The 14,721-nt window shown below is 67.5% G+C and carries 16 protein-coding genes; 7 read left to right on the top strand and 9 right to left on the bottom strand.

Features of this window, described 5'->3' with window-relative positions; all coding sequences use genetic code 11:
* The 4 genes from prcA to dop form a co-directional block, all read right to left on the bottom strand.
* On the bottom strand, positions 1-747 hold the full coding sequence (prcA, locus tag QGN32_RS22530) for a proteasome subunit alpha (RefSeq protein WP_326546380.1): 747 nt from the start codon (positions 745-747) through the stop codon (positions 1-3).
* Positions 744-1,655 (bottom strand): proteasome subunit beta, encoded by a 912-nt coding sequence (gene prcB, locus QGN32_RS22525; protein WP_442791750.1) that lies wholly within the window; start codon positions 1,653-1,655, stop codon positions 744-746. The genes prcA and prcB overlap by 4 nt, the downstream gene beginning before the upstream one ends.
* Entirely contained in the window at positions 1,652-1,846 is a 195-nt protein-coding gene (locus QGN32_RS22520; RefSeq protein ID WP_326546379.1) for a ubiquitin-like protein Pup, read from the bottom strand. The genes prcB and QGN32_RS22520 overlap by 4 nt, the downstream gene beginning before the upstream one ends.
* A 102-nt stretch (positions 1,847-1,948) precedes the next feature.
* Positions 1,949-3,457 (bottom strand): pup deamidase/depupylase, encoded by a 1,509-nt coding sequence (gene dop, locus QGN32_RS22515; protein ID WP_326546378.1) that lies wholly within the window; start codon positions 3,455-3,457, stop codon positions 1,949-1,951.
* Between the two features lie 40 nt (positions 3,458-3,497).
* Between dop and QGN32_RS22510 the strand changes: the two genes are divergently transcribed.
* Both QGN32_RS22510 and QGN32_RS22505 read left to right on the top strand, forming a co-directional pair.
* Complete coding sequence (locus QGN32_RS22510; protein WP_326546377.1) at positions 3,498-4,667, top strand: hypothetical protein; 1,170 nt, start codon at positions 3,498-3,500, stop codon at positions 4,665-4,667.
* 46 nt (positions 4,668-4,713) lie between these two features.
* Positions 4,714-5,856, top strand: coding sequence for a hypothetical protein (locus tag QGN32_RS22505; protein WP_326549212.1), 1,143 nt, complete (start codon positions 4,714-4,716; stop codon positions 5,854-5,856).
* A 336-nt stretch (positions 5,857-6,192) separates the two neighbouring features.
* Here the strand turns inward: QGN32_RS22505 and QGN32_RS22500 are convergent, their stop codons facing one another.
* Entirely contained in the window at positions 6,193-6,690 is a 498-nt protein-coding gene (locus tag QGN32_RS22500; RefSeq protein WP_326546376.1) for an adenosine-specific kinase, read from the bottom strand.
* Positions 6,691-6,776: 86 nt separating this feature from the next.
* Positions 6,777-8,618, bottom strand: coding sequence for a proteasome ATPase (gene arc / locus QGN32_RS22495; protein ID WP_326546375.1), 1,842 nt, complete (start codon positions 8,616-8,618; stop codon positions 6,777-6,779).
* 146 nt (positions 8,619-8,764) lie between these two features.
* On the opposite strand from arc, the gene QGN32_RS22490 reads away from it, so the two are divergent.
* The 3 genes from QGN32_RS22490 to QGN32_RS22480 are packed head-to-tail and all read left to right on the top strand — an operon-like array spanning position 8,765 to position 10,107.
* The gene (locus QGN32_RS22490) at positions 8,765-9,271 is read left to right on the top strand and encodes an MTB12 family secreted protein (protein ID WP_326546374.1); all 507 of its coding nucleotides are present in this window, start codon (positions 8,765-8,767) and stop codon (positions 9,269-9,271) included.
* Positions 9,272-9,278: 7 nt separating this feature from the next.
* Positions 9,279-9,803 carry a lipoprotein LppK gene (gene lppK / locus QGN32_RS22485; protein ID WP_326546373.1) on the top strand — a complete coding sequence of 175 codons (525 nt, stop codon included), beginning with the start codon at positions 9,279-9,281 and terminating at the stop codon, positions 9,801-9,803.
* 7 nt (positions 9,804-9,810) lie between these two features.
* Positions 9,811-10,107 carry a DUF503 domain-containing protein gene (locus tag QGN32_RS22480; protein WP_326546372.1) on the top strand — a complete coding sequence of 99 codons (297 nt, stop codon included), beginning with the start codon at positions 9,811-9,813 and terminating at the stop codon, positions 10,105-10,107.
* A 63-nt stretch (positions 10,108-10,170) separates the two neighbouring features.
* Here QGN32_RS22480 and QGN32_RS22475 read toward each other — a convergent pair whose 3' ends face one another.
* Positions 10,171-11,004 (bottom strand): tRNA (adenine-N1)-methyltransferase, encoded by an 834-nt coding sequence (locus QGN32_RS22475; protein ID WP_326546371.1) that lies wholly within the window; start codon positions 11,002-11,004, stop codon positions 10,171-10,173.
* Between the two features lie 83 nt (positions 11,005-11,087).
* Between QGN32_RS22475 and QGN32_RS22470 the strand changes: the two genes are divergently transcribed.
* Both QGN32_RS22470 and QGN32_RS22465 read left to right on the top strand, forming a co-directional pair.
* Positions 11,088-11,963, top strand: coding sequence for a RecB family exonuclease (locus QGN32_RS22470; protein WP_326546370.1), 876 nt, complete (start codon positions 11,088-11,090; stop codon positions 11,961-11,963).
* Positions 11,960-12,760 carry a thioesterase family protein gene (locus tag QGN32_RS22465; RefSeq protein ID WP_326546369.1) on the top strand — a complete coding sequence of 267 codons (801 nt, stop codon included), beginning with the start codon at positions 11,960-11,962 and terminating at the stop codon, positions 12,758-12,760. Before QGN32_RS22470 ends, QGN32_RS22465 begins: the two co-directional genes overlap by 4 nt.
* A gap of 40 nt (positions 12,761-12,800) precedes the next feature.
* Here QGN32_RS22465 and QGN32_RS22460 read toward each other — a convergent pair whose 3' ends face one another.
* Both QGN32_RS22460 and QGN32_RS22455 read right to left on the bottom strand, forming a co-directional pair.
* Positions 12,801-14,171, bottom strand: coding sequence for an FAD-containing oxidoreductase (locus QGN32_RS22460; RefSeq protein ID WP_326546368.1), 1,371 nt, complete (start codon positions 14,169-14,171; stop codon positions 12,801-12,803).
* Positions 14,172-14,181: 10 nt separating this feature from the next.
* The gene (locus QGN32_RS22455) at positions 14,182-14,664 is read right to left on the bottom strand and encodes a DUF4126 family protein (protein ID WP_326546367.1); all 483 of its coding nucleotides are present in this window, start codon (positions 14,662-14,664) and stop codon (positions 14,182-14,184) included.
* Positions 14,665-14,721 lie beyond the last annotated feature (57 nt).

Here is a 14,721-nt window from a genome sequence, read left to right as displayed (position 1 = left end):
CTACTCCTTGGGGGTCTCGGGGTCCTCCGGCGTCGCCTCGGCCGGCTGCGGCAGCAGCGCTTCCAGCGCCGCGCCGGTGATTCGCCGGAACGCCCGGCGTGGTCGGTTGGCGTCGAGAATGGCCACCTCGAGGGTCGACGGACCGAGGACGCGCTGTTCGGAGCCGCCGTTGCCGGCGGCATGCAGCGCGTCGACCGCGATCTTCACCGCGTCCTGGAGGCCGGCGTTCTCGCTGTAGGACTCGTTGAGAGCGGTGATGATGGGTTCCGTCGTGCCGCCCATGACCACGAAGTGCGGTTCGTCGGCGATCGACCCGTCATAGGTGATGCGGTACATCTCCGGTGGTTTCGTCTCCCCGTAGTGGGCGACCTCCGCGACGCACAACTCGACCTCGTAGGGCTTGGCCTGCTCGGTGAAGATGGTGCCCAGCGTCTGGGCGTAGATGTTGGCCAGCTGACGCCCGGTGACGTCACGGCGGGCGTAGGCGTAACCCCGGGTGTCGGCGTACTGGATGCCACCGCGGCGCAGGTTGTCGAACTCGTTGAACCGTCCCACGGCGGCGAACCCGACCCTGTCGTAGAGCTCGCTGACCTTCTGCAGTGAGCGGGACGGGTTCTCGGCGACGAACAGCACGCCGTCGGCGTACGCCAGCGCCACGACGCTGCGTCCCCTGGCGATGCCTTTGCGCGCGAGCTCCGAACGCTCGCGCATCGCCTGCTCGGGCGAGATGAAGTAGGGAAAGCTCACGTATCTCCCCGCGCGTCGGTCGGACGGTGGACGTTATCCGGGCCGAAAGTGTCAGCGCGCGAACGGTTTTCGATGACCTGACGGGCTAACTCGGCGATCCGCTCCTCGGGTACCTCCTCGGCGCCGTCGGCGCCGATGATCACCGCGGTCGGGAAGATGCCGCGGACGAGGTCAGGTCCGCCGGTCGCCGAATCGTCGTCGGCCGCGTCGTAGAGCGCCTCGATCGCCACGCGCAGTGCCGAATCTCCGTCGCTCACCTGCGAATACAGCTTTTTCATCGAGGACTTCGCAAAGATCGAGCCGGACCCCACCGACTGGTAGCCCTCCTCCTCGAAGTTCCAGCCGCCCGCCGCGTCGAAGGACACGATGCGCCCGGCCGCCTCCGGGTTGGGGTCGTCGAGGTCGTAGCCGGCCAGCAGAGGCAGCGCGACGAACCCCTGCAACGCCGCGCCGAGGTTGCCGCGCACCATGGTCGCCAGCCGGTTCACCTTGCCGGGGAAGGTCAGCGCGACGCCTTCGAGCTTCTCGTAATGTTCGAGTTCGACGGCGTAGAGGCGGGCGAACTCGACCGCGATGGCCGCCGTCCCGGCGATCCCGGTCGCCGTGTAGTCGTCGGTGATGTAGACCTTCTGCACGTCACGGCTGGCGATCATGTGGCCCTGGGTGGCGCGGCGGTCACCGGCCATCACCACGCCGCCGGGATACTTCAGCGCGACGATCGTGGTGCCGTGCGGCAATACCTCGCCCGCCGATTCGGCGCCGGTCCGGTGGGCGGGGAGGAGTTCGGGCGCCTGGCGGCGCAGCAGTTCAGAGAAGGACGAGAGGTCCACGGGAACGGAGGGGGCTTTCGGGTAGCGGTGGTCAGAAGGGGTGGTGAAGGCCAGCTTTTCGGGATGCGGCCAGGTCACTGTCCACCCTTCTGGACGTACGCGCGGACGAAGTCCTCGGCGTTCTCCTCGAGAACATCGTCGATCTCGTCCAGCAGGTCGTCGGTTTCCTCCGCCAGCTTCTCGCGACGCTCCTGGCCGGCGGCCGTGCTGTCGGTGAGGTCGTCGTCCTCGCCGCCACCACCGCCACGCTTGGTCTGCTCCTGAGCCATCGCCGCCTCCTGCGTATGCCTTAAGTCGTCGCGGGCGGGCTCGCTGCGCCCGCCGTGAGTCCACATTACCGGTCGCCGCGCCGATTGCCTGCGATAGCGCGCCTAATTGGTGAGCTGATCTACCAGTTCGACGGCGCTGTCCACGGAGTCCAGCAGGGCCCCGACGTGGGCCTTGCTGCCACGCAGCGGCTCTAAGGTCGGAATCCGGACCAGCGAATCGCCGCCCAGATCGAAAATCACCGAGTCCCAACTGGCGGCGGCGATATCCGCGCCGAAGCGGCGCAGGCACTCGCCGCGGAAGTATGCCCGGGTATCGGTCGGCGGGTTCTCGACCGCGTCCAGCACCTGCTGCTCGGTGACCAGTCGCCTCATCGACCCGCGCGCCACCAACCGGTTGTAGAGGCCCTTGTCCAGCCGGACGTCGGAGTACTGCAGATCGACCAGGTGCAGCCGGGGCGCCGACCAGCCCAGGTTCTCCCGGTGGCGGAAACCTTCCAAGATCCGCAGCTTGGCCGGCCAGTCCAGGATCTCGGCGCATTCCATCGGGTCGCGTTCCAGCAGATCGAGCACGTTCGCCCACGTCTGGACGATGTCGCCGGCACGCGGGTCCGGGTCCCGGCTGTCCACGAGCTTGGCCACCCGGTCCAGGTACATGCGTTGCAGCGCAAGGGCAGTCACCTCGCGACCATCGGCGAGCGCGACAGTGGCGCGCAGCGACGGGTCCCGGCTGATCACATGCACGGCGTGCACCGGGCGGGCCAGCGCCAGATCGCTGAGGTCGACGCCGGATTGTGGGCCCTCCTCGATCAGATCTAGCACCAGCGCGGTCGTCCCGAGCTTCAGATACGTCGAGGTCTCCGACAGGTTCGCGTCACCGATGATCACGTGCAGCCTGCGGTACTTGTCGGCGTCGGCGTGCGGTTCGTCGCGGGTGTTGATGATGCCCCGCTTGAGCGTCGTCTCGAGGCCGACCTCGACCTCGATGTAGTCCGAGCGCTGCGACAGCTGGAACCCCGGCTCGTCACCGGAGGGACCGATACCGACCCGCCCAGAGCCGGTGACCACCTGCCGCGACACCAAAAACGGGGTCAGCCCCGCGATCACCGCGGAGAACGGGGTCTGCCGACTCATCAGGTAGTTCTCGTGCGACCCGTAGGAGGCGCCCTTACCGTCGACGTTGTTCTTGTAGAGCTGAAGCTTGACCGCACCGGGCACGCTGGCGACATGGCGGGCCGCGGCCTCCATCACGCGTTCGCCGGCCTTGTCCCAGATCACGGCGTCGAGCGGGTCGGTGCACTCGGGCGCGGAGTACTCCGGGTGGGCGTGGTCGACGTACAGCCGCGCGCCGTTGGTCAGAATCATGTTCGCCGCGCCGACCTCGTCCGCGTCGACGACCGGAGGTGGGCCCGCCGACCGGCTCAGGTCGAATCCGCGGGCGTCGCGCAGCGGCGATTCGACCTCGTAGTCCCAGCGCGTGCGCTTGGCGCGCTGGATCCCGGCGGCGGCTGCATACGCCAGCACCGCCTGGGTGGAGGTCAGGATCGGATTCGCGGTCGGGTCGGACGGCGACGAGATGCCGTACTCGACTTCCGTTCCGATGATCCGTTGCATGCGGTCAAGCCTAGGTGACGGCACGAAGTAGCCTGCCACCGTGCCATCCGATCCAGCGGATCCGCCCGTCATCGACTCTGCGCAACGCCAAGCGGCCGACCGATGGTTCCTTGCGCATGGACTGCCCGCGGTGTTGCGGCCCAGTCGTTCGGTCCGCCAACTGTGGTCTCGGTCGGCGCCGGCGCTCGCCGGATTCGCGGTGCTGATGGCCAACACCGTGGCGGTCGTGTCGATCACCGGCGAGCATGCGATCGATATCGATGGTCGCCCGACTCGGGGTGAGTGGTTCGTGCTGGCGCTGCTGGTGTTGGTACTGCCGGCTGCGGCCGTTGTCGGCTGGCGGGTGTCACGGATCATGAGCCAGCGTGGGCGCCTGCTGGCCGCGGCGGGCGCGGTCGCCGTGGCGGTCTTCGGCGGTGTCTTCGGCGGCCCGAGCCCGTATCTGAGGAACAACCTGGTGCTGGTGGCCAGTGCCATCGTCATCATGCTGGCCCTCACCGCGGGTGGGGTCGGTTCCATCCTGGGTTGGGCCGCGCACGTCACGCTGGCGCATCTGGCTGCGGCGGGGTCGCTGCTGCTGCGCGCACTGCCGGTGCTTCTGCTGACGTTTCTGGTCTTCTTCAACTCGCCGGTGTGGCTGATGGCGGCGGCGATTTCCCGCAGCCGGCTCTGGCTGGCGCTGTGTTTTCTGGGCGCGATCGCGGTGGCGTTCGTGGTGTCGGTGATGGTGGACCGGATGCGGCCGATCGTGAACGCGGCCGAACCGGACCCGCGGCACGTCGCGAAGCTCGACGGTACGCCCTTTGCGGCGATGCCCGACCCGGCGCAGGTGAAGCCGCTCAGCCGAGCCGAACGGTCGAACGTGTACTTCGTGCTCGCCGTGTCACAGCTGGCCCACATCATGGTGGTGGCGGTGGTGACGGCGCTGTTGTTCTTCCTGCTGGGGTTGATCCTGCTCTCCCCGGAACTGCTTGCGGCGTGGACGCGCAACGGGTCCAGCGACGGACGGTTCCTCAGCATGACGATCCCGGTCCCCGATTCGCTGATTCAGGTCACGCTGTTTCTCGCCGCGTTGACGTTCATGTACGTCAGCGCGCGGGCGGTCGGCGACGACGCCTATCACGATCGCTTCATCGCCCCGCTGCTCGACGATCTGCGGCTCACGCTGACCGCACGCAACCGGTACCGGGCGGCCGTACCGGCGCGGTGACCGGTTCGCGGGCGAGGTCTCGCGCACAATATTGCGCGTGTCGGACATGCGGCAGGTGCACGAGTGGTTCCTGCAGCGCGGTCTGCCGCTGGTGCTGACCCGGCGAGTGCGCTCCGGTGCACTGATCGAGCGCTCCGCCCCGGTGGTCAGCGGCATCGGCGCACTGATCTCGCTGACCATGTTGCTGGCCGATGCCACCGACGGCGATCCGGACGTCGGCTACGGGATCCGCGTCGGAGTGCTGACGGCGCTGTTGGCGGCGGCGCCGTTCGGGTTGCACCTGCTGCACCGTGCCGGCACCACCCACAGCGAGGCCGGGCGGCGGTCGGCTGCGCTGCTGGTGATGGCGGTGTTCGTGGTCGGACTTCCGTTCGCCGACAGCGGCTTCTCGGGGATCGCGGTGGCCGAGGCGGCGGGATTCGCGGTCGTCGCCGTGTCGGCGATCTGGTTCACCTATCTGGGTATCGGGGCGATCGTGTTGTGGGCGCTGCGGTTCGCATGGGTGCAGCTCGGGGCACTCGGGACGCTGATGAGCCGAGCGCTGCCGCTGTTGATGCTCACCGTCGTCGTGTACTTCACCGGTGAGCTGTGGCAGCTGTCCGCGCGGATGCCGCGTCAACGGCTGTGGCAGACAATCGGATTCCTCGCCGTGGTCGCCCTGCTCTTCGTGGTCACCACGATTCGCGACGAGGTCAGGGCGCTGCGGGAGGACCGCGCCGAACGGAACGACGCGGCCGAGCTGCTGAAGGGGACTCCGCTGGCGGTCGAGTCTGGGACGCGTCCGCAACGGACCCCGCTTTCCCTGGCCGAGCAGGTCAACGTCGTGGCGGTGATGGTGGTTTCGCAGACGATCCAGGTGGTGTTCTTCACAGCCGGGCTGTTCGCCTTCTTCCTCGCGCTGGGCATCGTCGCGATCCCCGACGACGTCGCCGTGCTGTGGTCGTCGGAGGAGGTATGTGCGGTCGGTCAACCACCCTGTCCCGGAACGTGGTTCGGGGTGAACGTGCCGGTCCCCCAAACCGTTGTGCACGTATCTCTCTTCGTCGCAGTGCTGTCGGGGTTGTACTTCACGGTCAGCACCAGCGTGGATCCGTTGTACCGCGAGCGCTTCTTCGAGCCGTTGATCGCCGACGTCGCCGTCAGCCTGGCCGGCCGCGACGCCTATCTGGCGATGGAGAGCCCCCGCTGAGCAAGCGTTGCGCTCGGTGGTACTCGGGTAGGGGGCAGTGAGCCGCGAACAATTCGACCGCACTGGACAGCTCATCGCGGGCCGACTCACCGACCAGTTCGAAATCGACTGAGGCAGCGCGCAATTCGAACAGCGGAGCACCTTGACGGCGGCTCAGCGCGATCGCCGAGACGAGATCGCCATGACTCGCAGCTTGCTCGACGAGCGTATGGGCTCGGGCCCGCAAGAGCTCGGCGTCGGCCGTATCTCTCACCAGCCCCGAACATGCGCAAACTATCGCGGCTGACCGGGGTGTCTAGGTGCAGACACGCACTCTCGCGCCCGAATGGTGACCGATCAGAGCTTGTAGCCGATATCGCGCAGCAGTTGGCGTCGGTCGGTCACGTCCTCGCCGGTCTCGACCCCCAGCGGCGGCTCACCGTCGACCACCCCGACGATGCCGCGTCCTTGTGGCGTGACCGCGACCAGGACCTGCACCGGATTGGCGGTGGCACAGAAGATCCCGCACACCTCTGGCACGGCCTTGATCGGGTTGAGCACGTTGACCGGAAAACCTTCGCGCATCAGGATCACGAAGCAATGTCCGGCACCGATCGCGAGCGCGTTGCGGGTGGCGAGCTCGACGAGATCGGGATCGTTGCCGCTGCGCCGGACCAACCGGGGACCGGAGGCCTCGCAGAAGGCCAGCCCGAACCGCAGTGACCCGCCAACCCCGACCAGCGCCTCGTGCAGGTCTTCGACGGTCTTGATGAAATGTGCCTGCCCGATTACGACATTGAGGTCGTCGGGTTTGTCGACGGGCACGACATCCCAGGAAAGCGACGGCGTTGTCATAGGGCCAATGCTGCCACCGTTCTGGTCTCGAATAGACGCAAAGCCCCGAAACCTACGAATTTCGGGACTCTTGCGTCTGTCCGGCTTTACAGGTACTGGCCCAGGTTGGACTCGGTATCGATGGCACGGCTGGCAGACGAACTCTTTCCGGTGACCAGCGTGCGGATGTAGACGATCCGCTCACCCTTCTTGCCCGAGATGCGCGCCCAGTCATCGGGGTTGGTGGTGTTGGGCAGGTCCTCGTTCTCGGCGAACTCGTCGACGATCGAGTCCAGCAGATGCTGGATCCGCAGACCCTTGTTGCCGGTCTCCAGCACCGACTTGATCGCGTACTTCTTCGCCCGGTCGACGACGTTCTGGATCATCGCACCGGAGTTGAAGTCCTTGAAGTACATGACCTCTTTGTCACCGTTGGCATAGGTCACCTCGAGGAAGCGGTTGTCGTCGATCTCCGCGTACATCCGGTCGACGACCTTCTCGATCATCGCCTTGATGGTCAGCGGGCGGTCGCCGCCGAACTCCGCCAAGTCGTCTTCGTTGACCGGCAGCTCTTCGGTCAGGTACTTACTGAAGATGTCTTGTGCCGCTTCGGCATCCGGCCGCTCGATCTTGATCTTGACGTCCAGTCGGCCGGGCCGCAGGATCGCGGGATCGATCATGTCCTCGCGGTTGGACGCGCCGATCACGATGACGTTCTCCAGCCCCTCCACACCGTCGATCTCCGAAAGCAGCTGCGGCACAACCGTCGTCTCCACATCCGAGCTCACACCGGTGCCACGGGTGCGGAAGATCGAGTCCATCTCGTCGAAGAACACGATGACCGGGGTACCCTCTGACGCCTTCTCCCGCGCACGCTGGAAGATCAGCCGGATGTGGCGCTCCGTCTCACCGACGAACTTGTTCAGCAGTTCGGGACCCTTGATGTTGAGGAAGTAGCTCTTCGCCTCACGGGCATCGTCACCGCGCACCTCGGCCATCTTCTTGGCCAGCGAGTTGGCGACGGCCTTGGCGATGAGCGTCTTACCGCAGCCGGGTGGACCGTAGAGCAGCACACCCTTGGGTGGACGCAGCGAGTACTCCCGGTACAGCTCCTTGTGCAGGAACGGCAGTTCGACCGCGTCGCGGATCTGCTCGATCTGCCTGCCCAGGCCGCCGATGTCGTTGTAGCTGACATCGGGCACCTCTTCGAGGACCAGATCCTCGACCTCGGCCTTGGGGATGCGCTCGAACGCGTAGCCGGCTTTGGTGTCGACCAGCAGCGAGTCCCCCGGCCGCAGCCGACGGGGACGGCTGTCGTCGGCCAGGTCGTCGTCGTAACCGTCGGGCAGGTCCTCGGTGGCGACCAGCGGCTCGGCGAGCCAGACGATGCGCTCCTCGTCGGCGTGCCCGACAACCAGCGCACGGTGTCCGTCGGACAGAATCTCGCGCAGCGTGCTGATTTCGCCCACCGCTTCGAAGTTGCCCGCCTCGACGACCGTGAGGGCCTCGTTGAGGCGGACGGTCTGGCCCTGCTTGAGCGAGCGGGTGTCGATGTTCGGTGAGCAGGTCAGCCGCATCTTGCGCCCGGAGGTGAACACGTCGACGGTGTCGTCGTCCTGGACGCCCAACAGCACCCCGTAACCGCTCGGCGGCTGGCCGAGACGGTCGACCTCTTCACGCAACGCGAGCAGCTGCTGGCGCGCCTCCTTGAGCGTCTCCATCAACTTCGCATTGCGGGCAGCGAGTGAGTCGATCCGCGCCTCGAGTTGGTGCACGTCTCGAGCGCTCCGCAAACCACTCTGGGGGCCTACCGCGTTCTCCAGCTGCTCGCGCAGAACCGCGGCCTCACGACGGAGCTCCTCGAGCTCGGCCGCGTCCTCGCTGGACATGCTGGATCCAGGGGTGTCGAAACCTTCGGAGAAAGCCCCCGAACGCTCTGATTCACTCATGTTGCGCCCCTCCCCGCACCGAGAGTTGGTGCAGTAACGACTTCAACGCTACCGGCGATTCAGCCTTTGTGTGCGGTGTAGCAATTCGACACACCAACGCCACTTGTTAGCCTCTTTGACGTGTTGGGCTTATCGAAAGGAAAATCGTGACCCTGAAAGCCCTCGTTTCCGGCTTGATGACTGGGGCTGCAGCGGTCGCTGTCGTCGGCGGTGCCGCGGCAGGTGTGACCTCCACTGTGCTCGATTCGGCGGCTCCCGCCACCGTCACCGTCGCCCCGGTCGTATGGGACATCCCGATGCCGCAGGCGCCGGCCCCCGACCTCGAGGGCCCGCTGCTGCAAACCTTGCAGGCGCTCGGCACGGGTGGCACGTCCGCAGGCAAAGCGGCCTACGTCCAAGGTGGCATCGGACGCGTCGAGGGCCGAATCGCCGACACGAAGCTTCGTGAGGCGGCCGCGGAGGGCAAGTTCCCGTTGACCTTCTCGCTCGCGAACATCGACCAGAACGGCCCCGTGGTGTCGGCTGATGTGACGGCGACGGCCCCAACCGGCGGCACGGCCAGCCAGAACATCCAGTTCGTGCCCGGACCCAGCCCCACCGGCTGGCAGATGTCGAAGCAGTCGCTCATGGCGCTGCTGTCCGCCGTCGGCTAGGAGCGCGGTGCACCGCGCAGTCCTGAGCGCCGTCGCATTCGCGGCGGCGCTCGCGCTATGCGGATGTGGTGCCAACGATCCGGAAGCACCGCCCCCGGCGGCCAGTGAGGCGCAGCCGCCGGTGGTCACGGCGCCGACGGTGGAGGCGCCTTCGGCGATCGCGCCGTTGCCGCCTCCCGAGGCCCTCACCGACGTGCTCGCCCGCGTCGCCGACGCGAACGTCCCCGGCGCCGACAAGCTCGACCTCATCGAGAACGCCACACCCGCCGACGGCGCGGCGATGGACAAGTTCGCCGCGGCTCTGCGCGACAGCGGCTACGCGCCGGCCACGTTCGAGGCGAAGGACCTCACCTGGGCCGACGGCGCAACGGGCGTCGTGCAGGCAATCGTCACCATCAAATCCGCCGACCCACAGGCGGGCGATTTCACGTTCCCGATGCAGTTCCGCTTCGCCGACAACCACTGGCAACTGACACGGGCGACGACCGACGCACTGCTGCAGATCGGTCCCGCCCCGACGCCGACACGCTGAGCCGCCGATGTGGATCGGCTGGCTCGAGTTCGACCTGCTGCTCGGCGATGTGCGGTCACTCAAGCAGAAGCGCTCCGCGATCCGCCCGGTGATCGCCGAGTTACACCGCCGGTTCGCCGTCTCGGCCGCCGAAACCGGCACCCACGATCTGTACCGTCGCGCCAGCGTCGGCGTGGCGCTGGTGGCCGCTGACCGCGGCCATGTCGTCGACGTGCTCGACGCCGCCGAGCGACTGGTGGCGGCGCGGCCGGAGTTCGAACTGCTGTCGGCGCGCCGCGGCCTGCGGCGCAGCACCGACGATTAGAGGCTTTAGGGCGTTAAGGGGTTGATCGCCCTCATTTGGGTGCGTGGAATCAACCGGTCAAGGCTAGCCGCCGAGCTGACGTTTGCGTCTGAGCGGCATGGGCGCCACCGCACCCGGTGCCAGTTTGCGAGCACTGACCAGAAACGCGGTGTGGCCGCGCATCGTGTGTTGCGGGCGCACCGCCAACCCGACGACGTGCCAGCCGCGCTGCATGCTCTCCCAGGCCCGCGGCTCGGTCCAGCACTGCTGCTCGCGCAGCACCTCCACCACCCTCGACAACTGGGTCACGGTCGCCACGTAGACCATCAGGACGCCGCCGGCGACGAGCGCATCGGCGACGGTGTCCAGCACCTCCCAAGGGGCCAGCATGTCCAGGACGACGCGGTCGACCTGCGGGCCGCTGTAGTCGGTGAGGTCGGCGATCACCAGCTCCCAGTTCGCCGGGGCCGTACCGAAGAACGTGGCGACGTTGCGCTCCGCATGGGCAGCGTGGTCTTCGCGGACCTCGTAGGAGATCACCCGTCCCTCGGCACCGACGGCCCGCAGCAGCGAGCACGTCAGCGCTCCCGATCCGGCGCCGGCCTCCAGCACCCGCGCGCCGGGGAAGATGTCGCCCTCGTGCACGATCTGTGCGGCGTCCTTGGGGTAGACGACCTGCGCGCCGCGCGGCATCGACATCACGTAGTCGACGAGCAGCGGCCGCAGCACCAGGAATTGGTCGCCGCTGGTGGACTTGACCACACTGCCCTCGGGCAGTCCGATCACCGTGTCGAGCGCGATGATGCCGCGATGGGTGTGGAACTCCCCGCCGGGCGTCAACACCATCGTGTAGTGGCGGCCCTTGGCGTCGGTGAGCTGCACCCGATCGCCGACGGCGAACGGACCGGTTCTTGGCACAGCCCATCAGCCTGCCAGTAGACGCGCCGTCGCGAGCGTCCGGGTTGACGCGAAATGTCGGACACCGGTCCTAGGCTGGCGCTATGAGCGAGCGGGACGAGCACAGGACGCGACGGCCGGCGCTGTCGCCCTCGCGGGCCGCCGACTTCAAGCAGTGCCCGCTGCTCTACCGGTTCCGCGCGATCGACCGCCTACCCGAACCGGCGTCGGTCCCCCAGGTTCGGGGTTCGGTGGTGCACGCGGCGCTGGAGCAGCTGTACGCGCTCCCCGCCGCCGAACGGGTTCCCGACGCCGCGCTGACGCTGGTGCAGCCGGCGTGGGACCGGATGGTCGCCGAGCACCCTGCGCTCGCCGACGAGTTCGGGCCTGAATCGCGTGCCGCGCTGCTGACCGAGGCACGCGACCTGTTGGCCGGCTACTACCGGTTGGAGGATCCCACTCGCTTCGACCCGCAGGCCTGCGAACAACGTGTCGAGGTCGAACTCGAGGACGGCACACTGCTGCGCGGCTTCGTCGACCGCATCGACGTCGCCGCGACGGGTGAGCTGCGGGTGGTCGACTACAAGACCAGCAAGGCGCCGTCGCAGGCTCGGGTGCTGGCCGAGTTCAAAGCCATGTTCCAGATGAAGTTCTACGCGGTGGCGCTGCTGCGCTCACGCGGGGTGCTGCCGGCCCGGCTGCGGCTGCTGTACCTGGCCGACGGCCAGATCCTCGACTACACGCCGGACCACGATGAGCTGCTGCGGTTCGAGAAGACACTGATCGCTATCTGGCGGGCAATCCAGAGTGCCGGCGCCACAGGCGATTTCCGGCCAAGTCCGTCGGCGCTGTGCGACTGGTGTGCGCACCACGCGCACTGCCCGGTTTTCGGCGGCACACCGCCGCCGTATCCGGGTTGGCCCGAGGAGCCCGACGAAGGGTCGCCCACCGCCGAGGATCCCGTGCTGGGCGCCGCGTGACCGACTGCCACTACCGGCGCGTCGGCGCCGAGGGCGGGTTCGAGGTATTCGAGTCCACGGACGGCACGCGCAGCAACTGGAATCCCGAAATCCAGCATGGCTCACCGCCGTTGGCGCTGATGACCAAGCGCATCGAGGAGTTGGCATGCGACTCGGGGCTGCGCGTCGGCCGGTTGACCCTGGACATCCTGGGCGCGATACCCGTGGCGCGGGTGCGGGTGCGGGCCTGGGTGGAGCGTCCGGGAGCCCGGATCTCGCTGATGGCCGCCGAGATGTCGGAGACCCGGCCCGACGGCGGCCGGCGGGTGGTCGCTCGCGTCACGGCATGGCTGTTGGCGACCAGCGACACCGCCGATGCGGCGACCGACCGCTATCCCCCGCTTGTCGAAGGTGAGCCGGTGGCTGTGCCGCACAGCTGGGTCGGCGCGCGAGGGTACCTGGAGACGGTGACCTGGCGGCGCCAGCCCGAGACCGGCGAGACCGGACACGTGGTGTGGATGAGCCCGCTTGTGCCGCTGGTGGATTCGGAACCGACGACGGCTTTGCAGCGGCTTGCGCTGGTCGTCGACAGCGCGAACGGCGCCGGCGCTGCGCTGGACCCCGAGGCTTTCGTGTTCATGAACACCGACACCGCCGTCCATCTGCACCGCCTGCCCACCGGCAGTGATTTCGCGGTGCGCGCGCGGGGTTCGATCGGCCCGGACGGAATCGGGGTCACCACCGCCGAGCTTTTCGATCGGCGGGGCTTCATCGGCACCTCGGCGCAGACCCTGTTCGTGCAGCGCCGGTTCGGATAGTTCACCCGGTCTCCGACGGCGACTGCAAGCCGGCGCCCGGTCACTGCAGCGGCGTCATCTCCTGCAGCACCGTCGGCACCAACTCACTGACCGTCGGGTGGATGTGCATCGTGCGGGATATCGCGGTGTAAGGCTTCTTGGCGGTCATGATGTCGAGGATCGCGTGGACCACCTCGTCGCCGCCGACGCCGAGGATCGCGGCGCCGAGGATCTGTTCGGTCTCCGCATCGACGACCACCTTCATGAAGCCTTGCGTCTCCCCCTTCTCCACCGCACGCCCGACGCGGGACATCGGGCGCTTGCCGACCAGCGCCTCGCGACCCGACTTGCGCACCTCGGCCACCGTCATTCCGGCCCGGCCCAGCGGCGGGTCGATGTAGAGCGCGTAGGTGGTGATCCGGTCGCTGACGCGACGCGGGTCGTCGTCGAGCAGGTTCGCCGCGACGATCTCGAAGTCGTTGTACGACGTGTGCGTGAACGCACCGTTGCCATTGCAGTCGCCCATGGCCCAGATGTGCTCGACGTTCGTGCGTAGTTGGTCGTCCACGACGATGTAGCCGCGGGCGTCGACTTGCACCCCGGCCTCGTCGAGTCCGAGATCGTCGGTGTTGGGGGTGCGCCCGACGGCGATCAGCGCATGGGTGCCGGTGATCGGCGCCGCGCCGTCGGCGGGAACCACGTCGAAAGCGTTGTCGGTCTTGGTGAATCGGATCCCGTCGGCGTTGAGGACGACCTCGATGCCCTCGCCCTCCAGGATGTCCTTGATCGCGGCCGAGACGTCCTCGTCTTCGCGCGAGGCCAACCGGGGCCCCTTCTCGATCACGGTGACCCGCGCCCCGAAGCGGCGGTACATCTGCGCGAACTCGAGCGCGATGTAGCTGCCGCCGACGATGACGAGATGGTCGGGCACCGTGTCGAGTTCGAGGATTCCGACGTTGGTCAGATAGTCGATGTCGGACAGGCCGGGCAGGTCGGGCGCCACGGCCCGGCCGCCGACGTTGAGGAAGATCTTATCGGCACATAATTCGCGGTCGTCGACACGGATCGTATGCGGATCCGCGAAGCGCGCATGGCCGCGGATGAACGTGCATCCGGTCATGCCGTCGAGCCACGACTCGACACCGTCGCGGTCACCGGAGACGATTTTGTCCTTGCGCGCCTTGACCTTCGCCATATCGACGCTGATTTCGCCTGTGCCGACGCCGTATTCGGCGCCGCGGCGAGCGAGGTGGGCGGCGTGCGCGCTGGCGACCAGAGTCTTGGTCGGTATACACCCGTAATTCACGCATGTGCCGCCGACGAGTTTGCGTTCGATCACGGCGACCTTCTGGCCCGCCTGCGTGAGTCGGCCCGCCAGTGGTGGCCCGGCCTGGCCGGCGCCGACGATGATCGCGTCGAATCGTTCTGTCATGGCGCGCTGTTCACACCAGGCTGACCAGAAACGCGATCAGGAAGCCGCCGCCGACCGCGACGATGTCTTCGAGAATCGCGCCCGGACGGTCCTGGCCCTGGCGGGCGTCGGCGAAACGCTGACGTGCCGCCGCACCGGCCAAAGTGCCGAGCACCGCGCCGATCATGCCGGCGCCCAGCGCGCTGAACGTGTGGAAGTCCGCGCTGCCGATCACCGCTCCGGCGAACGCGCCCATGATGATCCGGGTGACGAACTGGACGGCCGTCTTACGGCTGGGTGTCCTGGGCAGCTGATCGGTGACCAGTTCGACGAGCAGAAAGATGGTCAGCACCGTGACGGTGATCGGATGTGCCATCCACTCCGACCACTTGTCCTCCAGGTCGATCCAGCCCAAGGCCGCGCCCCACGCGACCACCGCGGGCGCGGTGAGCGCGCGCAGACCGGCGATCACGCCGATCAACAGGGCGAGAAGCAGAATCAGGGCGTGCGTCATGGCGACCTCCGGCCGGTGTTTTCGACCTTCGGACGCTAACATGCAGGCTCGACGAAC

This window comes from Mycolicibacterium sp. ND9-15, from assembly GCF_035918395.1.
In the GTDB taxonomy this organism is placed as follows: domain Bacteria; phylum Actinomycetota; class Actinomycetes; order Mycobacteriales; family Mycobacteriaceae; genus Mycobacterium.
Note: the sequence above shows the minus strand (reverse complement) of the source record. Positions and strands in the feature narration are given on the sequence as shown.

What these genes read in the sequence shown, in the direction of transcription:
- QGN32_RS22470 (WP_326546370.1), top strand. Translation starts at nt 11,088, where the DNA reads ATGAGCGAGCGGGACGAGCACAGGACGCGACGGCCGGCGCTGTCGCCC.
- QGN32_RS22500 (WP_326546376.1), bottom strand. Translation starts at nt 6,690, where the DNA reads ATGACAACGCCGTCGCTTTCCTGGGATGTCGTGCCCGTCGACAAACCC.
- arc (WP_326546375.1), bottom strand. Translation starts at nt 8,618, where the DNA reads ATGAGTGAATCAGAGCGTTCGGGGGCTTTCTCCGAAGGTTTCGACACC.
- dop (WP_326546378.1), bottom strand. Translation starts at nt 3,457, where the DNA reads ATGCAACGGATCATCGGAACGGAAGTCGAGTACGGCATCTCGTCGCCG.
- QGN32_RS22520 (WP_326546379.1), bottom strand. Translation starts at nt 1,846, where the DNA reads ATGGCTCAGGAGCAGACCAAGCGTGGCGGTGGTGGCGGCGAGGACGAC.
- QGN32_RS22460 (WP_326546368.1), bottom strand. Translation starts at nt 14,171, where the DNA reads ATGACAGAACGATTCGACGCGATCATCGTCGGCGCCGGCCAGGCCGGG.
- QGN32_RS22455 (WP_326546367.1), bottom strand. Translation starts at nt 14,664, where the DNA reads ATGACGCACGCCCTGATTCTGCTTCTCGCCCTGTTGATCGGCGTGATC.
- QGN32_RS22480 (WP_326546372.1), top strand. Translation starts at nt 9,811, where the DNA reads ATGTGGATCGGCTGGCTCGAGTTCGACCTGCTGCTCGGCGATGTGCGG.
- QGN32_RS22505 (WP_326549212.1), top strand. Translation starts at nt 4,714, where the DNA reads ATGCGGCAGGTGCACGAGTGGTTCCTGCAGCGCGGTCTGCCGCTGGTG.